General features: G+C 35.6%; 12 protein-coding genes. 6 read left to right on the forward strand and 6 right to left on the reverse strand.

Going from position 1 to position 16,544, the window contains the following annotated elements; translation table 11 throughout:
• Window positions 1–18: 18 nt before the first annotated feature.
• Window positions 19–3,117: a TonB-dependent receptor gene (locus QZ136_RS03565; RefSeq protein ID WP_291400403.1), complete on the reverse strand. Its 3,099-nt coding sequence runs from the start codon at window positions 3,115–3,117 to the stop codon at window positions 19–21.
• Window positions 3,118–3,337: 220 nt separating this feature from the next.
• Between QZ136_RS03565 and QZ136_RS03570 the strand changes: the two genes are divergently transcribed.
• Genes QZ136_RS03570 through QZ136_RS03585 form a run of 4 tightly spaced genes read left to right on the forward strand, consistent with a single transcriptional unit; the run spans window position 3,338 to window position 9,039 of the window.
• Window positions 3,338–6,208: a triple tyrosine motif-containing protein gene (locus QZ136_RS03570; protein WP_291400405.1), complete on the forward strand. Its 2,871-nt coding sequence runs from the start codon at window positions 3,338–3,340 to the stop codon at window positions 6,206–6,208.
• A 27-nt stretch (window positions 6,209–6,235) separates the two neighbouring features.
• On the forward strand, window positions 6,236–6,643 hold the full coding sequence (locus QZ136_RS03575; protein WP_291400407.1) for a DUF2071 domain-containing protein: 408 nt from the start codon (window positions 6,236–6,238) through the stop codon (window positions 6,641–6,643).
• A 13-nt stretch (window positions 6,644–6,656) separates the two neighbouring features.
• Entirely contained in the window at window positions 6,657–6,947 is a 291-nt protein-coding gene (locus QZ136_RS03580; RefSeq protein ID WP_291400495.1) for a DUF2071 domain-containing protein, read from the forward strand.
• A gap of 16 nt (window positions 6,948–6,963) precedes the next feature.
• Entirely contained in the window at window positions 6,964–9,039 is a 2,076-nt protein-coding gene (locus QZ136_RS03585) for a penicillin acylase family protein (protein ID WP_291400409.1), read from the forward strand.
• Between the two features lie 66 nt (window positions 9,040–9,105).
• Here the strand turns inward: QZ136_RS03585 and QZ136_RS03590 are convergent, their stop codons facing one another.
• The 4 genes from QZ136_RS03590 to QZ136_RS03605 are packed head-to-tail and all read right to left on the reverse strand — an operon-like array spanning window position 9,106 to window position 13,810.
• Window positions 9,106–10,506: a TolC family protein gene (locus QZ136_RS03590; protein ID WP_291400411.1), complete on the reverse strand. Its 1,401-nt coding sequence runs from the start codon at window positions 10,504–10,506 to the stop codon at window positions 9,106–9,108.
• Entirely contained in the window at window positions 10,503–11,843 is a 1,341-nt protein-coding gene (locus QZ136_RS03595; RefSeq protein WP_291400412.1) for an HlyD family efflux transporter periplasmic adaptor subunit, read from the reverse strand. The genes QZ136_RS03590 and QZ136_RS03595 overlap by 4 nt, the downstream gene beginning before the upstream one ends.
• 9 nt (window positions 11,844–11,852) lie before the next feature.
• Window positions 11,853–13,523 (reverse strand): ABC transporter ATP-binding protein, encoded by a 1,671-nt coding sequence (locus QZ136_RS03600; RefSeq protein ID WP_291400414.1) that lies wholly within the window; start codon window positions 13,521–13,523, stop codon window positions 11,853–11,855.
• Window positions 13,524–13,564: 41 nt separating this feature from the next.
• Complete coding sequence (locus tag QZ136_RS03605; RefSeq protein ID WP_291400416.1) at window positions 13,565–13,810, reverse strand: hypothetical protein; 246 nt, start codon at window positions 13,808–13,810, stop codon at window positions 13,565–13,567.
• Between the two features lie 91 nt (window positions 13,811–13,901).
• On the opposite strand from QZ136_RS03605, the gene QZ136_RS03610 reads away from it, so the two are divergent.
• Entirely contained in the window at window positions 13,902–14,846 is a 945-nt protein-coding gene (locus QZ136_RS03610; protein ID WP_291400418.1) for a LysR family transcriptional regulator, read from the forward strand.
• A 40-nt stretch (window positions 14,847–14,886) separates the two neighbouring features.
• Window positions 14,887–15,099, forward strand: coding sequence for a hypothetical protein (locus QZ136_RS03615; protein ID WP_291400420.1), 213 nt, complete (start codon window positions 14,887–14,889; stop codon window positions 15,097–15,099).
• Between the two features lie 52 nt (window positions 15,100–15,151).
• On the opposite strand, the gene QZ136_RS03620 is transcribed toward QZ136_RS03615, so the two are convergent.
• Window positions 15,152–16,408, reverse strand: coding sequence for an FAD/NAD(P)-binding oxidoreductase (locus tag QZ136_RS03620; protein ID WP_291400422.1), 1,257 nt, complete (start codon window positions 16,406–16,408; stop codon window positions 15,152–15,154).
• Between the last annotated feature and the right edge of the window lie 136 nt (window positions 16,409–16,544).

Below are 16,544 nucleotides of genomic sequence, written 5' to 3' on the forward strand. Positions count from 1 at the left end.
TTGAACGCTCTTTTAAGATTAAAATTTAACATCTACACCCATTGACCAAGTTCTGGCTTGTGGATAGGAACCTCTATCGATACCTGTATCAAAAATTCCACCCGATATTTCAGGATCATAACCAGAATATTTAGTGAAAGTGAAGGCATTCTTAACTTGAGAATAAATTCTGATTTTGCTGAACGACTTATTTTTAAATAGTGAAGCAGGAAGAGTATATCCTAATTGGAAATCCTTAATTTTTATAAAAGAACCATCCTCAACATAACGATCAGAAGCTCTTGTATTATTATTAGCATCGGTAAATGTATACCTTGGATTTCTAGCATCATTCGTACTTCCTTCACCAGTCCATCTAGCCAATACACCTCTGAATTTATTAGTCATAGCTAAATTACGTTCGTAAGCTCTGTAGATATCATTACCTATTGAAGCATATACAAAACTATTTAAATCGAAGTTTTTGTAGTTAAGTGAAAGTCCCCAGCCTAATGTAAAATCAGGGAATGGATCACCAATTTTAATACGGTCGTCTCCATCAATTTTGTTATCACCGTTTATATCGGCATAACGAATATCACCTGGTTTAGCACCTGGCTGACTTGCAGAGGCTGCAATTTCAGCTGGATTTTGGAATAGGCCATTTGTTTTATAACCGTAAAAGTATCCTGGAGTTTCGCCAGCTTCAAATCTAGTAACACTCTGATTAGGAATACCATAATTTCCACCAGTAATTAAGCCATTATTAGTTTCAGTTACTAAGTTTTTAGCTGTTGTAAAAGTAAAATTAGTGCTAAAATTTAAATTACGATTTACTTTATCAGCGAAACCAAGACTAAAGTCGAAACCAGAAGTTTCTGTTGTTCCAATATTAGCTGTTGGAGATTGTGCTGTACCAAGGTATAATGAAAGCGATGGGGTAAATAATAAACCACTGATATTCTTCTCAAAATAATCTGCTGAGAAGGAGAACTTATTTTTGTAGAAAGTCATATCAAAACCAGCATTTAACTGCTTTTGTTTTTCCCAAGCAAGCTCATCATTTTTAAATGAAGCAATAGTAGCACCAATAGAAGTATTGTTATTACCAAAAGTATAACCCGAATTTTGTCCCAAACCGTATGCATAAACAAGTGTTGAGATTTTCTGGTATTGCGGATTAACATTCTCATTTCCAGTAATACCATAACTACCTCTAATTTTAAAGTAGTTAATGAAGTCTAAGTTAAAGAAGTCTTCATTTGATACAACCCAGCCTAATGAACCAGCATAGAAGTTAGCAAACTTATTATTTGCACCAAAGGCGTAAGATCCATCTCTACGAGCAGAGAAGGAAGCCAAATACTTATCTTTATAATCGTAATTAATTCTGCTGAAGTAAGAAAGATTTCTTCTCTCGTATTGGAAAGATCCTACATCAATACCAGAAGTTGGAGCGATACCTGTTGCAGAAGAAATATCTGCAAATTCCCATGAATTAAAAGGAACATCCTGTCTCGAGCCATTTATAGCATTACCAGTTATTTTTGCCAATGAGAAACCAAGAATCGCATCAAAAGTATGGTCTTCATTTAATACTAAGCTGTAGTTTCCAAATGTTTCAAAAGTATTGTTGAAATAAGTATTTTTATATTCCGAAACGTTATTGTGAGCACCAGTTTTTGCAGAACCATCTGCATTTAAAGTTGAGTTAATGTGACCCGATCCATAAAAAGATAGAGGAGTAAAGGACTTACCAGTAACATCAACATTTGTGTATCCGTAGCGAGAAGTAAGTTTCAAATTCTTTAATAAATCATACTGTAATTCTAATTTACCGTATAATTTATTTGTATTAGACTCATTGTGAGTATCATCTAATTGAGTAAGCGGATTAAATATTTCCGATAAGATATTAGTACTTACAGCATATTTACCATAAGTATTAGGTACATTATTTAGAATCGGAGTGGTTGGATCGAAGTTTAGTGCATTAGAAATAACGCTATTAATACCATTTTCGGCAACATTAGCACCTTTAATATTCACAAAGCTAGTATTAGCTAAGAATTTCAATTTTGGAGATAAGTTGAAAGTAAGGTTAGCAGTACCATTTGCACGGTTGAAGAAAGACTTTTCACCACCACCAACAATACCATCCTGGCCTAAGTAACCACCAGAAATAAAATAACTCATTTTATCGCTGCCACCCTTAGCATTTAAAGTATGCGTCTGCATTCCAGCCATATGGAAAATCTCATTTTGCCAGTTTGTACCTACACCCAATTTAGAGAGATCAGAAAAAATTAAGTTACCACCAGAAGTTAAGCTTCCTTCGTTAATAATTGCAGCATATTCAGTCGCGTTTAAAACACCAATTGTGTTAAGCACTTCTTGAACACCGTAATTACTATTTAAAGCATATTCTGTTGGTTGATTTTTTCTACCACTCTTGGTAGTAACTACAATTACACCATTTCCACCTTTCACACCATAAATTGCGGTGGTAGCTGCATCCTTCAATACGTTTATTGATTCAATATCAGCAGCATTAATTGAATTTAAATCATCCATACTTTGAATTGATCCATCAACTACTACTACAGGATCAGTCCCAGTGTATGAAGGAATACCTCTAATAAGCACTGTTGGCTTAGAGCCTGGAGAACCATTAGAAATTACAGTAACCCCTGAAGCACGACCTTGCAAAGCATCCTCTGCACGTACAGGTCTTAATTTTTCAATGTCAGCTGCCTTTACAGTTGAGATAGCTCCAGAAATTTTAGTAATCTTCTGAACGCCATAACCTACAACTACTACTTCATCCATTGCAGTTAATGAACCTTCAAGTTCGATAGTAATTGCATCGGCATTGTTAACCTGATAACGAAAAGGATTCATTCCCGTAAAGCTTACTAGCAATGTAGCTCCCTTTTGAACGGAAATTTTAAAATTTCCCTGAGCATCAGTTACTGTAGCAGTAGATGCTCCTATTACAGATACCGTAGCACCTGGTAGGGTTTCTTTGGTGGTTTTGTCTTTTACAATACCTGAAACACTTAGCGTTTGAGCTATTGTTTGTTGGTATAACGCAACCAAAAACAAAACTGTGAAGACTAATTTGATTTTAAATTTCATACAGAAATTGAGTTTAGTAAATAATAATTGTTCTTTAAATTTTAAATTCTTTATAATTGGAGCATAAAGGTGCGGTTAAGCAATACAACAATCAAAAAAATAACTACTTCAATACTACATCATAATGCAGAATTGAATCAATTATGCGATATTTAAAATACAACAATACTACATCATAAATTTTGAGAAAACGCCCACAATAGCTTTAATTTATATATTCATGAGAAAATTATTATTGTTATTATTAATTCCCTTTCAGTTGTTTGGACAGAATACCATCGGACTTCCGGATGTAATCAACTACGACAAGCAACAATACAATGCCGGTTTACAGAATTGGGACATCAAACAAGATAAAAATGGGATCATTTATGTGGCAAATAATGAAGGTTTACTCACCTTTGATGGTAAGTATTGGAATTTATTCCCATTACCTAATAAAACCATTGTTCGATCTATTGAAATCGGCTTAGACAATAAAATTTACGTTGGTGGGCAGGATGAAATTGGATATTTTGCTCCAACAGCTAACGGAAGGTTATCTTATCATTCATATACCTCATTAATAGATGAGAAAAACAGATCATTTGGCGATGTATGGGATATTGTACGAATCAATCAAAATATATTTTTCCGCACTTCAAACAAGATTTTCAAGTTAATTAATGGCAAAATAGCTAGTTATAAAGCTTTGAGTGAGTGGAATTTTATGGCAGCGTCTGAGGGCACTTTATACGCTCATGATTTTAAAAGCGGATTAAATAAGTTTGAAAATGATACGTGGGTTCCTATACTACGACAGGAGGAACTTCCTAAAAACGACCCTATTACAGGTATTTTGCCTATTCAAAACAAACAATCAATTGTAACTACATTAAAAAACGGCTTGTTTTTACTCAATAATGAAGGTTTAAGCAAAATAAAAACTGCTAATCAGAAAATTTTTGAAAATGAAAGAATCTATTCTGCTACATCTATAAATAAAAATTGGATTGCAATAGCTACAAGCAATGGAGGGGTTTATATCATTGATTCGCGAGGTAATACTATTCAACGTTTTTCAAAGATTGAAGGGCTTCAGAATAATAATGTTTTAAGTATTTTCTTAGATCAGCAGCAAAATTTATGGCTAGGATTAGATAATGGCATCGATTTCATAGCTTATAATAGTCCCATAAAACAACTAAATCCTATACTTCAAGATGGTTCAGGATATGCCGCCATGCTATTTGACAACCAGCTGTTTTTAGGCACTTCAAATGGACTTTTTAGCGTTACCTTACAAAACACCAAGGATTTAAGTTTTAGTAAAGGCGATTTCAGGGCGGTTGAAAACTCAAAGGGACAAACATGGGGGCTTTCAAGAATCAATAAAGATTTGCTCCTAGGGCATCATGAAGGCGCTTTTTTAGTTAAAAACAATAAATTAGAGCAAATATCCAATCTTAGAGGCTATTGGAACTTCTTACCCTTAACTGATGCATTCGGGAAATCACAAATGGTAGCAGGCACCTATGATGGTTTAGTGATTTTCGATTCAAACAAGCAAAAATTCATCCCTAAACAGAAAATACCCAACTTTACTGAGTCATCACGATTTCTTGCTATCGATAATGACGGTTTTCTATGGGTTTCGCATCCATATCATGGCGTTTATAAAATCAAGCAATCGAACACTAACAATTATTCCATTTATACCTTTACCCAAAAAAACGGTTTACCCTCAAACGTAAATAATCACGTTTATAAGATTAAAAACGAAGTATTAGTTGCAACAGAAAAGGGAGTTTATAGCTATAACAAAAGCAAGAATTTATTTGAGGTATCAGAATATTATCAAAAACTACTTGGCGACGCAAGTTTGCGTTATATGAAAGAAGACGCAAGTGGGAATATTTGGTTTATCAGAGAAAAAACATTGGGTGTAATAGACTATACCAGTGAAAACCCGAAGGTAATTTACCTGCCTGAATTAAATAACAAAATGCTGAGTGGGTTTGAATTTATTTATCCCATCAATCAAAATAATATCTTAATTGGTGGCGAAAAGGGCTTTTTCAACATAAATTATGAAAAATACAAACAATCCATTCCAAAATTGAAAGTCCAGGTAAGATCCATCAAAATCAACAATCAAAGCGATAGCCTTCTTTTTGGTGGATTTTACAATACGAGTCAAAAGGAACAAATTATACCAGAAATAACAAGCGATTGGAATACAATTCAAGTGGAATTTTCATCACCATTATTCGGATTCCAATCGAACATAGAATATAGCTACCGATTAAAAAAATTCGATAGAAACTGGTCGGAATGGTCGAAAAGAACAGAAAAAGAATATACCAACTTACCCTTTGGAGATTATGTTTTTGAAGTTAAAGCGAGGAATAATTTAGGAAATGAATCGGAAGTAAGTAGTTATTCGTTCAAAGTTCTTCCTCCTTGGTATTTGTCAGTTTGGGCAAAAACTTTCTATTTCGGAATTATTGTGGGATTAATTTATGTGGTTTATATATGGCAGGAGCGTAGATTACAAAAACAACAAGAAAAACATCAAAAAGAGCAAGCCAAACTATCCTATATCCATGAGCTAGAGTTAAGTCGCACAGAAGGTGAATTAGCGCTATTAAGAAATGAGAAACTAGAGGTAGAAATTAATTTAATGAATTCCGAATTGGCTTCATCCGCTATGCATCTTGTGAAAAAAGCCGAACTTCTGAGTAAAACTAAAGAAGAGCTCAATAAGGTAATTAAAGTAATTGATCATCCAGAAGCCATTTCTGAGCTAAAGAAAATGGTTAAAACATATAATGAGGATGATCGCATGGACCAAGAATGGAAAAACTTCACTAAACATTTTGATAAAGTCCACAGTGATTTTCTAAATATAATTAAGGAAAGACACCCCAATATCACATCCAATGAGCTTAAATTATGTGCTTATTTACGCATGAATTTAAGCACTAAAGAAATTGCACAATTTGCAAATATTTCAGTTAGAGGAGTAGAAATAGGACGGTATCGATTACGCAAAAAATTACAAATACCTACAGAAATTAGTTTGTTCGACTACTTGATTGGGATAGGTTAATTAATAGCTTTGAGGAATAAAAATTAAATGAACTTTCTAGAAGCTAAATGGGAGAATCTGATTATGGCAAATTATGCTGTAGAACCGGATGTGCTGATTCCATACCTACCAAAAGGAGTCGAATTAGACCCCTTTGAAGGTAAATTCTATGTGAGTTTAGTAGGTTTTATGTTCAATAAAACCAAGATATTTAAAATACCTATCCCCTATTTGGGTTCGTTTGAAGAAATAAATCTGAGGTTTTATGTAGTCAGGAAGCAGGAAGGCAGAACAAAAAGAGGAGTAGTTTTCATCAATGAAACAGTTCCTTATGCACCCGTTGCATGGATGGCCAATTACCTTTATAAAGAACATTATACGGCTGTGAAAACAAAACATGATTGGCAAATTACTGAAGGCCTAAAAAAAAATAGATTATGCTTGGAAAAAGGATAAAAAATGGAATAATATCCTTGTAAATGCACATAATCAAGGCAATGAAATGAAAGCTGGTAGTGTGGAAGCTTTCATATTTGAGCATTATTTCGGTTATACTCGAGTAAATGAGCATAAAACATTGGAATATAGAATTAATCACCCAAGCTGGAAAGTGAATCAGGTAATTGACTATAAAATTGGCTGTGATTTTGAAAAAATGTACGGTTCTAATTTTAAATTTTTAAATGGCATGCAGCCAGACCATGTAATACTTGCTGAGGGTTCGGATGTTTCTGTAAAGTGGAAACGAATTTCAATTTAAACATTAATTTATCGATATGAAATTTATCATTAGCCTATTTTTAACTGCATTTTGCACTTCGCTATTTGCCCAAGAAGTTCAAAAACCTATAATTAATGTCAATAAAATTAGCATTGCGCGCGATAATTACGGCGTGCCACACATATTTGCACCTACAGACCCTGAAGTGGCCTATGGCTTAGCTTGGGCTCATTCGGAAGATGATTTTAAAACAATTCAAACCTTAATTTTAACAGGGCAGGGTAAGCTGAGCACTTACTTGGGTAAAAGTGGTGCACCCGTTGACTATGTATTTGGCTTATTAGATACCAAAACTACAGTGCAGCAGCAAATAAAATCTATGGACCCCAAATTTATACAATTGGTTCAGGGTTATCTCATGGGACTAGAAGCCTATGCAAAAGCACATCCAAATGAAGTTTTAAATAAAAACGTATTTCCCATAGCAATAGAAGATTATATTGCCACAACCATGTTTTCTGTTGCAGTTTTTTGCGGTGTAGATAAAACATTACCCAAAATACTCAATGGATCTATTGCTAACTTGCCAGGCTTTACCGGCGAAGGGAGCAATGCATTTGCAATTAGTGCTTCAAAATCAGCTACAGGTGAGCCCATGTTGGTCATTAATGCACATCAACCCATTGAGGGCGCTACGGCCTTTTATGAAGCGCATGTTCAAAGTGATGAAGGTTGGAATATCTTAGGGGGACTATTCCCAGGGGGGCCACTCATTTTTCACGGGGTCACTCCTAATTTAGCTTGGGCGCATACCGTAAATTTTCAAGATAAAATTGATGTGTTTCAATTGCAAACCGATAAAAAACGTCCTGGGCAATACCTTGTGGATGGAGAATGGTTGACTTTAGAGAAGAAAAGAATCAAGCTTTCCATCAAAGGAATTCCATTTCCCATTTACAAATCAGCCTATAAATCAATTTACGGACCAACAGTTAAAAGTCCTAATGGACAGTTTTTCTCACTGCGACTTCCAGCATTGATGGATGCCGGTGCTCTTCAGCAATGGTACGCCATGAATCGTTCTACTAATTTAAAAGAGTTTAAAGAGGCCCTTGAACAAAACCATTTGGCCATGTTCAATATTATGTATGCCGATAAGGAAGACAATATATTCTATATCTCTAATGGGAAAATGCCCTACCGTAATCCGGATAAAAGATACGATTGGAGTACAACATTGCCTGGAAATACACGTGCAACTCTGTGGGACAAATTCAAGCCATTGAGCGAATTACCACAACAATTGAACCCAAAAAGTGGATACTTATTTAATACAAATCATTCCCCTTTTCTGGCTACATCCGAAAATGAAAACCTGAAAGCCACCTCTTATGACAAAAATGATGGATATGAAACCTATCATAATAATCGGAGTCAGCGGGCAAAAGAATTAATTGAAACTTATGATAAAATTAGTTGGGATGATTTAAAGCGAATAAAATTTGACCGTCAATTGCCCACTAAAATATTATACCCTTATGGCTTTTATTCAGATGCGTTTTTTGAGGTTGATGAATCTAAATACCCGAAATTAGAGCCCCTAATTAAAGAATTAAAAGCTTGGGATCACAATACAAACCCAGAAAGTAAGGGCGCTTTAATTTATAATTTAGCTTACTATCAAATTTCAAACACGATGAACGAGCGTCCACAAGATACGCTTAGCAATGAAGGTGCGGTAGAAGTCTATGAGTTTATCCATAAACATTTGATGAAAAATTTTGGGACTCTAAATGTAAGTTTGGGAGATTTTCAACGATTACAAAGAGGAAAAGAAGATTGGCCACAAGGAGGTATGCCAGACGTGTTAGCCGCAGTAATGACCAAGCCTTATGTGGATGGCAAACGCAGCATGACTAGCGGAGATGCCTATATTGGCTTTGTGAAATTCCCGAAAGGTGGTGGTTTACCATTAATTGAGACTGTAAACACGTTCGGAGCAAGCTCTGATCCAAATTCAAAGCATTTTTCTGATCAAAGAGAGCTGTACCAATCTCAAAAAACAAAAAGAATGACCCTTGATAAGGCAGAAATATTAAAGAATGCACAAAAAGTTTATCAACCTAAATAAATACTTTGATTCATTTTTTATGATTATAAACTGGAAATACTAGCTGGAAAATTTAGGCTCGGAAAACTATTCCACCCCCATCAAATTTGCAATCCATTTTAGGTTCTGTATTACTTCAATACGTTTTGCAGAAATCTCATTGGTCTTTTCCCTAACTTCTAATAATTTCTGCTCTCTGGAGTTAACAAGAAAAAGGGAGCTCTCGCCGGCACTAAACTTGATTTCTTCGCCCTTTAGTAAACTGGAACTATTTTCTTCCATTCCTCGGTACAATTTGATTTGATTATCAAGGTTTTGCAGATCATTCTTATAATTTTCCCACTTAATTGCTGTCAAGTTCCTTTTATCCAAAAAAGCATATTCCGCATCCTTTAATTTCAATTTGGCAAGGCTATAACTTGCTCTTTGCTTGGTGAAGGTAAGTGGCATAGAAAAAGTAAAACCGAACTTTTGATTATTTTGTAGCCATGCTGGATTCATATTATTAAAAATATTTCTGCCAGAATTTAGCAAACCAAGATTCACATTTAAGCTTGGTTTAATTTGATCTAACTTTAAGCGTCTTTCCACCTCCAATTGTTGAACTTTTATTCCGTAATTCTTGACTTCCGGATTTAAATCAGCTATAATCGAGGGTTCTTCATTCAAAAGACCATCAGGCAAATTCAAGCTTAATACTTGGGGGTCGGGACTGATATTTAGGAGTTTTGGATCTACAGGAATAGCATTCTCAAGCCACAGGTAGCTCGCCAAATCATTTTTGCTAGTTATTAATTTCGTCTCATAATCAATCAATTTTTGCTGACGAGATTGCAATAAAATCAATGCCTCAAGCGTATCAATTGCCGGTAGGTCGCCATTATTAAACAATAATTTAACACCCTCTGCACGTTGCTTTGCCAACGCTACAGCCTCACGATAAATTTCGGTATTTAGCCAATTATTGAGCCATTTTACATAAGCACCAGTAGCATCCACAAACAATTGATTTAGAATTTGTTGCTGCTCATTGGCCGCCATATTTTGAAATAAACTAGCTTGTTTTAAGGCCGCTCTACGCTCATCAATAATTAATCCGCTACCCAAGGGAACGCTCAAGCCTACAAAGCCCAAACCAGCCTCCGGGACTCTATTTTCAGGATTTACAAAATTACCTGAGTAAGTAGTATAGCTACCCTTCAAATCAATCCCATACCACAATGGCAACTTCACTTGAGGAATCAAATAATCGTAGTAGTTAGTCCCATTAAAAACCTTTTTCTCCTGGGCCAGCTCCAACTTCGGATCAAAAGCACCCAAGGCCTCACGACGAAGATAAAAAGCACGATCTACCCCAATTCCAGCCTGTAGAGCCACCGGGTGATAGCTTTTTATTAATGAAAGATATTCATCCAAAGTCAAGCGCTTTTCTTGAGCCCAAACAGAGTTAAGAGATAGAAATAAAACAAAAAAGCTTAATTTTTTCATTTCTGGATATTGGTTTCTTTAGATTTTGGATTATAAAAATTAGGTGGGAAGCCATTAAATCGGCGCCATAGCTCATACCAAATTGGCACATCATCAAGCAAAGCAATAGCCTGACAACCAGTCCCATAACGCAAATTCTGAGGCCATTTTTTATCACCTTGGACTGGGATTACCCAAACTTTAAATTTCCCCGATTCATCAATAGTATTGTCGATTGCCGAAATACGGCCACTAAATAAACCATAAGATGCTTGAGGCCATCCCGAAAAAATAATGGCAGGGAAACCATCAAACTGTATTCTTACCAGCTGTCCTAAATTAATGAGTGGCATATCATTTGGATCGACTTTTATTTCAATAGCCTGCATCAACTGAGCTGGGACTATCGTTAATAGCTTTTCTCCATCTTTAACCGTTTCACCAATTCCCGCCTTTCCGCTCTGAAGTACTTGTCCATCTTGAGGTGCAATGATGTAGTGAAAACTCTTTCTCGCACTATAATTGAAAAGTACATTCCGAAGCTTCGAGGCTTCGCCATCACTCGAGGCAACCTCAGATAAAGCAGCGTACTTGTCGCCAGCTGCCTTAGATATTTTCTCTGAATATTCTTGTGAAGCTGAAGAGAGCTCTAATCGTATGTTTACAAGCTCATTCTTGCTATTTTGAAACTTGTTTTCAGTCCCAATTTTTTTCGCCAGCGCATCCTGAAAATATTGTTGTCTAGCTTCTAATTCCACCAAAGATTTTAAACCTGCTTTAAAAAGCTCTTCCTGCCTTTGAACTTGAACGCTAGCAATTTTAAACTGACCAGCAGCGGCAGTCATCGCCATGCTATCCGATTGAACTTGAAGCGTATATTGCCTAAGCTTAATTTTGAGCTGCGATAATTTAAGCTCCAGACCCTCTTCAAGCGCACTTATTTGTTGTAGGCTAGTATTTACTTTATTTCTGTAAAAATCTGCCGACTGACTTTTAGCATTGAGCTGTTCGGTGGTTCGCTGCAATAGCTCCGGATCTAAATACTCATCCTTTGTTTCTGCCAAGGCCAATAAAGTATCTCCCTTTTTAACAAAATCGCCATTTTGAATATACCATTTGGATATTCTAGCGCTAATTAAGCTATTCACCTCTTGCGGGCGCTGCTCTGGGTTAAGCGTAGAAACATTCCCCCTTGAACGGATATTCTGTGTCCATGGTAAAACTAGCGCCGCAATCAATACACCCAAAATAATTAGCATCCACTTGGTTTTGCGCAGGCGTTTAGTGGGCGCTGCTGTAACCACAAATGATTTGAACTGCGAGAAGTTCGTTAAATCTGTCTTTTTCTCAAGAAACATCGTCTTATCTTATTTATTATTCTTTGCAATATGAATGGTACGGTCGCAAGCAGATACTAGTTCTGGAAGGTCTGTAATGGCAATAAGACTAAAAGACTTATCCGAAATTAATTTATTCACAATGTGTTGTCGGTATTCCATTTCTATAGCTTCCCATCCGTTTTCCATCATTAATATTAAAGGCTTTCTCAATAAACAGCGCGCTAAAAGAATTTTTTGAATAACGCTATGAGGAAGCTTCTGCCCTTGTGAATCAATCATAATATGATAACCTTCTACCTTGCTTTGTATAAATGGAAGGAGCCCTACAAGCTTACAGGTTTCATTAATTTCCTCAAGCGATCTATCGAGATTGCCTAATGTGAGATTTTCGAGCAGCGTGCCATTAAACAGCTCCTCTTGGGCAAAAAATACGGCTATACCATTCCTCCAATCATCCACAGGAATATTATGAAGTGGCAGCTCATTCACCAGTATTTGACCAGAATATCCACCATAAAGTCCTGATAAGACCCTAATCAAAGTCGTTTTGCCCGAGCCCTGATTACCACTAATACAAATCTTCTCGCCAGGTTTTAGTTCAAATGAAACATTCTCCAATACCTTTTTCCCATTAGGGAATGAGAATCCCAAATTTCTTACCGAAAGATCAAAGCCCTTCGAATAATCGGAATCGAAACCCTTAATACGCTCTAGATCTCTGTCTTGGGGCTTTTGTAAAACATGATCTAATTTTTCAATTGCTGTAAGTACATCATAACCCGTAGCTAAGCTCAAAATCAATTTTTCTACGGAATTTAACACAGCAATTATGATCAGTTCGGCTGCAATAAACTGTCCTAAATTGATTTTTTGATCTAAGAATAATAAGGTTCCAATAATCAACATGGATCCTGTAATCAACACTTTGAAGGCAATTAAGGTCTTGTATTGAAGAACAAGCACTTGAAAATGTAAACGTCTTGCCGATAAGTATCCTAGGATAAGTTCATCCACTTTATTTAAGTGAAACTGCCCTTTTTGAATGAATTTAAAAGTTTTGATTGCTCTTGAAATCTCTTCTAACCAATGCCCCACGCGATATTTGAAATCGCTCTCCTCCATGCTAGAGTTAAGTCCCTTATTGCTACTACCCGATATGATAAAAACAATGAAGATTAAAAGTATGAAGCCAAAAACAGCGAAAGCAGGATGATAAAAGGTTAAAAGCAGTATCCCGAAAATAATTTGAATGGAAGCGGTTGGCACATCTAATAATAACTTTGCTAATCCCTTTTGAAGATTTGCAGTATCAAAGAAGCGATTTACAAGTTCAGGGAGATAATAATTGTCGATGCTCAATAAATCAATTCTCGGAATCCGATAGGCATAGGCAAATGTTAAACGAGTAAAAATACGCTGCTGGATATTCTCTGTTACATTCATCTGCATCACCTGAATAAGCCCTCCCAAAAACACACCAACAACCACAAATGCAATCAAAACAATAAGCGAAACCGATAAAATTCCGCCAAACAATAAACCAACTATGGCCTGTATACCTAAAGGAAGAGATAATTGAATCGCTCCAATAAGAATTGCATAAAAATAAATTTGTCCTACCTCCCTTTTCTCAAGGTTGATGAGTTGAACTAGTTTTTTTAATGCCGCGGTAAAAGAATACCTAATTGCTTTATTCATAATTTTATTAAAATTGAATTCAAATATTTATCATTAACAACTTAACTGATATCTAGTTTAGAACTTAAATGGATGGCTCCATTTTTACGCTCTATAAACTCGCAGGCTTCAAACAATATTTTTTGCAAGCGGTGAATAGACTCAGCATAGTGTGCAATTTTATCTGGGTCATTTTCCAATTCCACATTCCTTTGGTACATGCTAATCTCCACATGGATATATGCCGTTAATATTTCCATCGCATCTTTAGCTTTAAAATCACCTTCTGCTAAACTGATTTCCTTCATATCAATTCTTATTAATTTGATATTGCAAAATTGTTAAGTCCAATTCATATATTTTCATTTATCTTTATAATGTTATCCATAAAATATTTTTATGCATTATACTTTACATCAGCTTCAGATCTTTTTAAAGATTACCCAGACTAAGAGTATCACAAAAGCGGCCGAAGAGTTGCATCTCACGCAGCCTGCAGTTTCAATTCAATTAAAGAATTTGCAAGATCAGTTTGATATTCCGCTTACTGAGGTGATTGGGAGGCAGTTATACATCACCGACTTTGGGGCAGAGCTTGCTATAGCAGTTGAGAAAATATTGGCTGAAGTATATGCAATCAATTACAAAACGCTGGCTTATAAGGGGCAGCTTAGTGGGCGACTTAAACTCTCTGTAGTATCTACAGGTAAATATGTGATTCCATATTTTTTATCTGATTTTTTGAAGCAGCATCAAGGCATTGAGCTTTCGCTTGACGTAACAAATAAAGAGAAAGTAATTGAAAGCTTGGAAAAAAACGAGGTTGATTTTGCTTTGGTTTCGGTCTTGCCCGAAAAGTTACAAATTGAGTCTATAGAGCTTATGCCAAACAAACTTTATTTGGTTGGTGGTTCAGAAAAAATGCATAATTATGAGGAAAACAGTCATGAAATATTAGAGAGTTTACCAATTATCTATCGTGAGGAGGGCTCAGGAACCAGACATACCTTTGAGAAATACCTATCCTTACATAATCTTAAAGTTAGAAAAAAAATGGAGCTCACTTCCAATGAGGCAGTTAAGCAAGCGGTAATTGCCGGTTTAGGATATTCAGTTATGCCCTTAATCGGGATAAAAAATGAACTTATCAATGGTGAACTTTCGATCATACCTATCAAAGGCTTCCCTTTAAGTTCAGTATGGAACATTATTTGGCTAAAAAATAAAGGATTTTCTCCGGTGGCAACAGCATTTTTAGAGAATTTAAAGAAAGAAAAAGAAAAAATAATCGATGAAAAATTTAATGGTTTAAGGAGTATATTGGACGAAATTAGTAAAGTTTAAAAAGATAATTTTAGGAAAAAAATTACCCCCAATAAAAAACATGAAAACACCACCCAAATGGAAATTTGCAATTATGGTTTGGATAGCCATTTATCCTACTATTACCTTAGTACAATTTTTAATTGGAGATTCGCTTGTTCACCTGCCAATACCATTAAGAACCCTGTTTTTAACCTTAATTTTGGTCCCCCTAATGGTTTTTATTTTACTGCCAGGTTTGAGGAAAGTGTTCGATAAATGGCTACATAATTAAAAACGCCACATAATTTGAATTTTTATGTGACGCCTTTTTTCAATACCAGTGTTTACACTTCCTTACCTTTCAGCATTTTATTCCAATAGAGGTAAGGCAGAATATATTTTTTGAGCATCCATAATCTCCAATGCTCTTTATAGCTTTTAAACACAAGCATTTGCTTTAATTTGGGATCGGGGGTGAATTCATTTTTATAATTAAACTCGGCTAGAACCATTTTTCCATAGCCAGTTACTAGCGGACAAGAAGAATAGCCATCATATATTTTTTCAGCCAATTTATTCTCCTTAATAAGTTGTAAAATATTGCCAATTACAACAGGCACCTGCTTACGAATGGCAGCACCAGTTTTTGCTGTTGGGAGTCCTGCAACATCTCCAAGTCCGAAAATATTAGCATACTTTTTATGTTGAAGTGTGTGAATATCAACGTCTAACCAACCCGCATCGTTCACTAGGTCCGAATTTCTTACAAATTCGGGAGCTACTTGAGGGGGTGCAATATGAAGCATGTCAAAAGGCATCTCTACGAGTAAATCGCCCATATATTTTTCCTTAATTGAGGAGTCGGCATGTATTAAACTCTCTTCCGCAACATTCACCTTAAAGGTTATAATTTTATTCTCCCCATCAATTTTTACAGGAGCATAACTTGGTTTAAACTTAATTCCATAGCCTTTTACTACCTCCATTAAGGTTTCTTTAATCAGCTGAACTCCAAAAATAACTGTCCCAGGCATGGCTAAAACCACATTTGTTTTAGATTGAATACCCGTTTTCCGGAAGTAATCTGCTGCCAAATAAGCAATCTTTTGAGGAGCGCCGCCACATTTAATGGGCGTAGTTGGTTGGGTAAAAATTGCATTCCCTCCCTTAAAATTCTTTAAAACTTCCCAGGTATGCTGAGGATTGGTATAATTACTACACACAACACCCTTTCCTAAAGCTTCGGTTAATCCTTCAATTTGGGATGTATCCATAACCAAACCAGGAGAAACAATTAAAAAATCATAAGAAATATCACCAGAAGCTTTGGTAGAAATGCTATTTTTTGCGGAGTTAAAAGCTGTCGCAAAGTCTTTAATCCATGTAACACCCTTAGGCATAACATCGGCCATTTTTTTTCGTGATTTCTCAAAATCAAAGGTATTTGCCCCTACTAGAGTCCAGGCGGCTTGATAATAATGATATTCAGCAGGCTCTACTATTGCAATGCTCAAAGATTTATCTTTAGCCAATAAAGTAGCAGCAGACATGATTCCGCCAGTGCCTCCCCCAATAATTACGATTTGAAAATGATTATCCATAATATATTATTAACTAGTTTATCTATTAATCTTGGTATATCTCAATTTACACAATTTTTATGAGTATTTGAGTAACATTTGTTACATATGCCATGATTGTTGAAATAAGAATCAAATGAAAAACCCAGCGGCTTTT

Source organism: Daejeonella sp., assembly GCF_017495225.1.
GTDB lineage: Bacteria > Bacteroidota > Bacteroidia > Sphingobacteriales > Sphingobacteriaceae > Daejeonella.

What these genes read in the sequence shown, in the direction of transcription:
- QZ136_RS03565 (WP_291400403.1), bottom strand. Translation starts at nt 3,117, where the DNA reads ATGAAATTTAAAATCAAATTAGTCTTCACAGTTTTGTTTTTGGTTGCG.
- QZ136_RS03570 (WP_291400405.1), top strand. Translation starts at nt 3,338, where the DNA reads ATGAGAAAATTATTATTGTTATTATTAATTCCCTTTCAGTTGTTTGGA.
- QZ136_RS03575 (WP_291400407.1), top strand. Translation starts at nt 6,236, where the DNA reads ATGAACTTTCTAGAAGCTAAATGGGAGAATCTGATTATGGCAAATTAT.
- QZ136_RS03585 (WP_291400409.1), top strand. Translation starts at nt 6,964, where the DNA reads ATGAAATTTATCATTAGCCTATTTTTAACTGCATTTTGCACTTCGCTA.
- QZ136_RS03590 (WP_291400411.1), bottom strand. Translation starts at nt 10,506, where the DNA reads ATGAAAAAATTAAGCTTTTTTGTTTTATTTCTATCTCTTAACTCTGTT.
- QZ136_RS03595 (WP_291400412.1), bottom strand. Translation starts at nt 11,843, where the DNA reads ATGTTTCTTGAGAAAAAGACAGATTTAACGAACTTCTCGCAGTTCAAA.
- QZ136_RS03600 (WP_291400414.1), bottom strand. Translation starts at nt 13,523, where the DNA reads ATGAATAAAGCAATTAGGTATTCTTTTACCGCGGCATTAAAAAAACTA.
- QZ136_RS03605 (WP_291400416.1), bottom strand. Translation starts at nt 13,810, where the DNA reads ATGAAGGAAATCAGTTTAGCAGAAGGTGATTTTAAAGCTAAAGATGCG.
- QZ136_RS03610 (WP_291400418.1), top strand. Translation starts at nt 13,902, where the DNA reads ATGCATTATACTTTACATCAGCTTCAGATCTTTTTAAAGATTACCCAG.
- QZ136_RS03615 (WP_291400420.1), top strand. Translation starts at nt 14,887, where the DNA reads ATGAAAACACCACCCAAATGGAAATTTGCAATTATGGTTTGGATAGCC.
- QZ136_RS03620 (WP_291400422.1), bottom strand. Translation starts at nt 16,408, where the DNA reads ATGGATAATCATTTTCAAATCGTAATTATTGGGGGAGGCACTGGCGGA.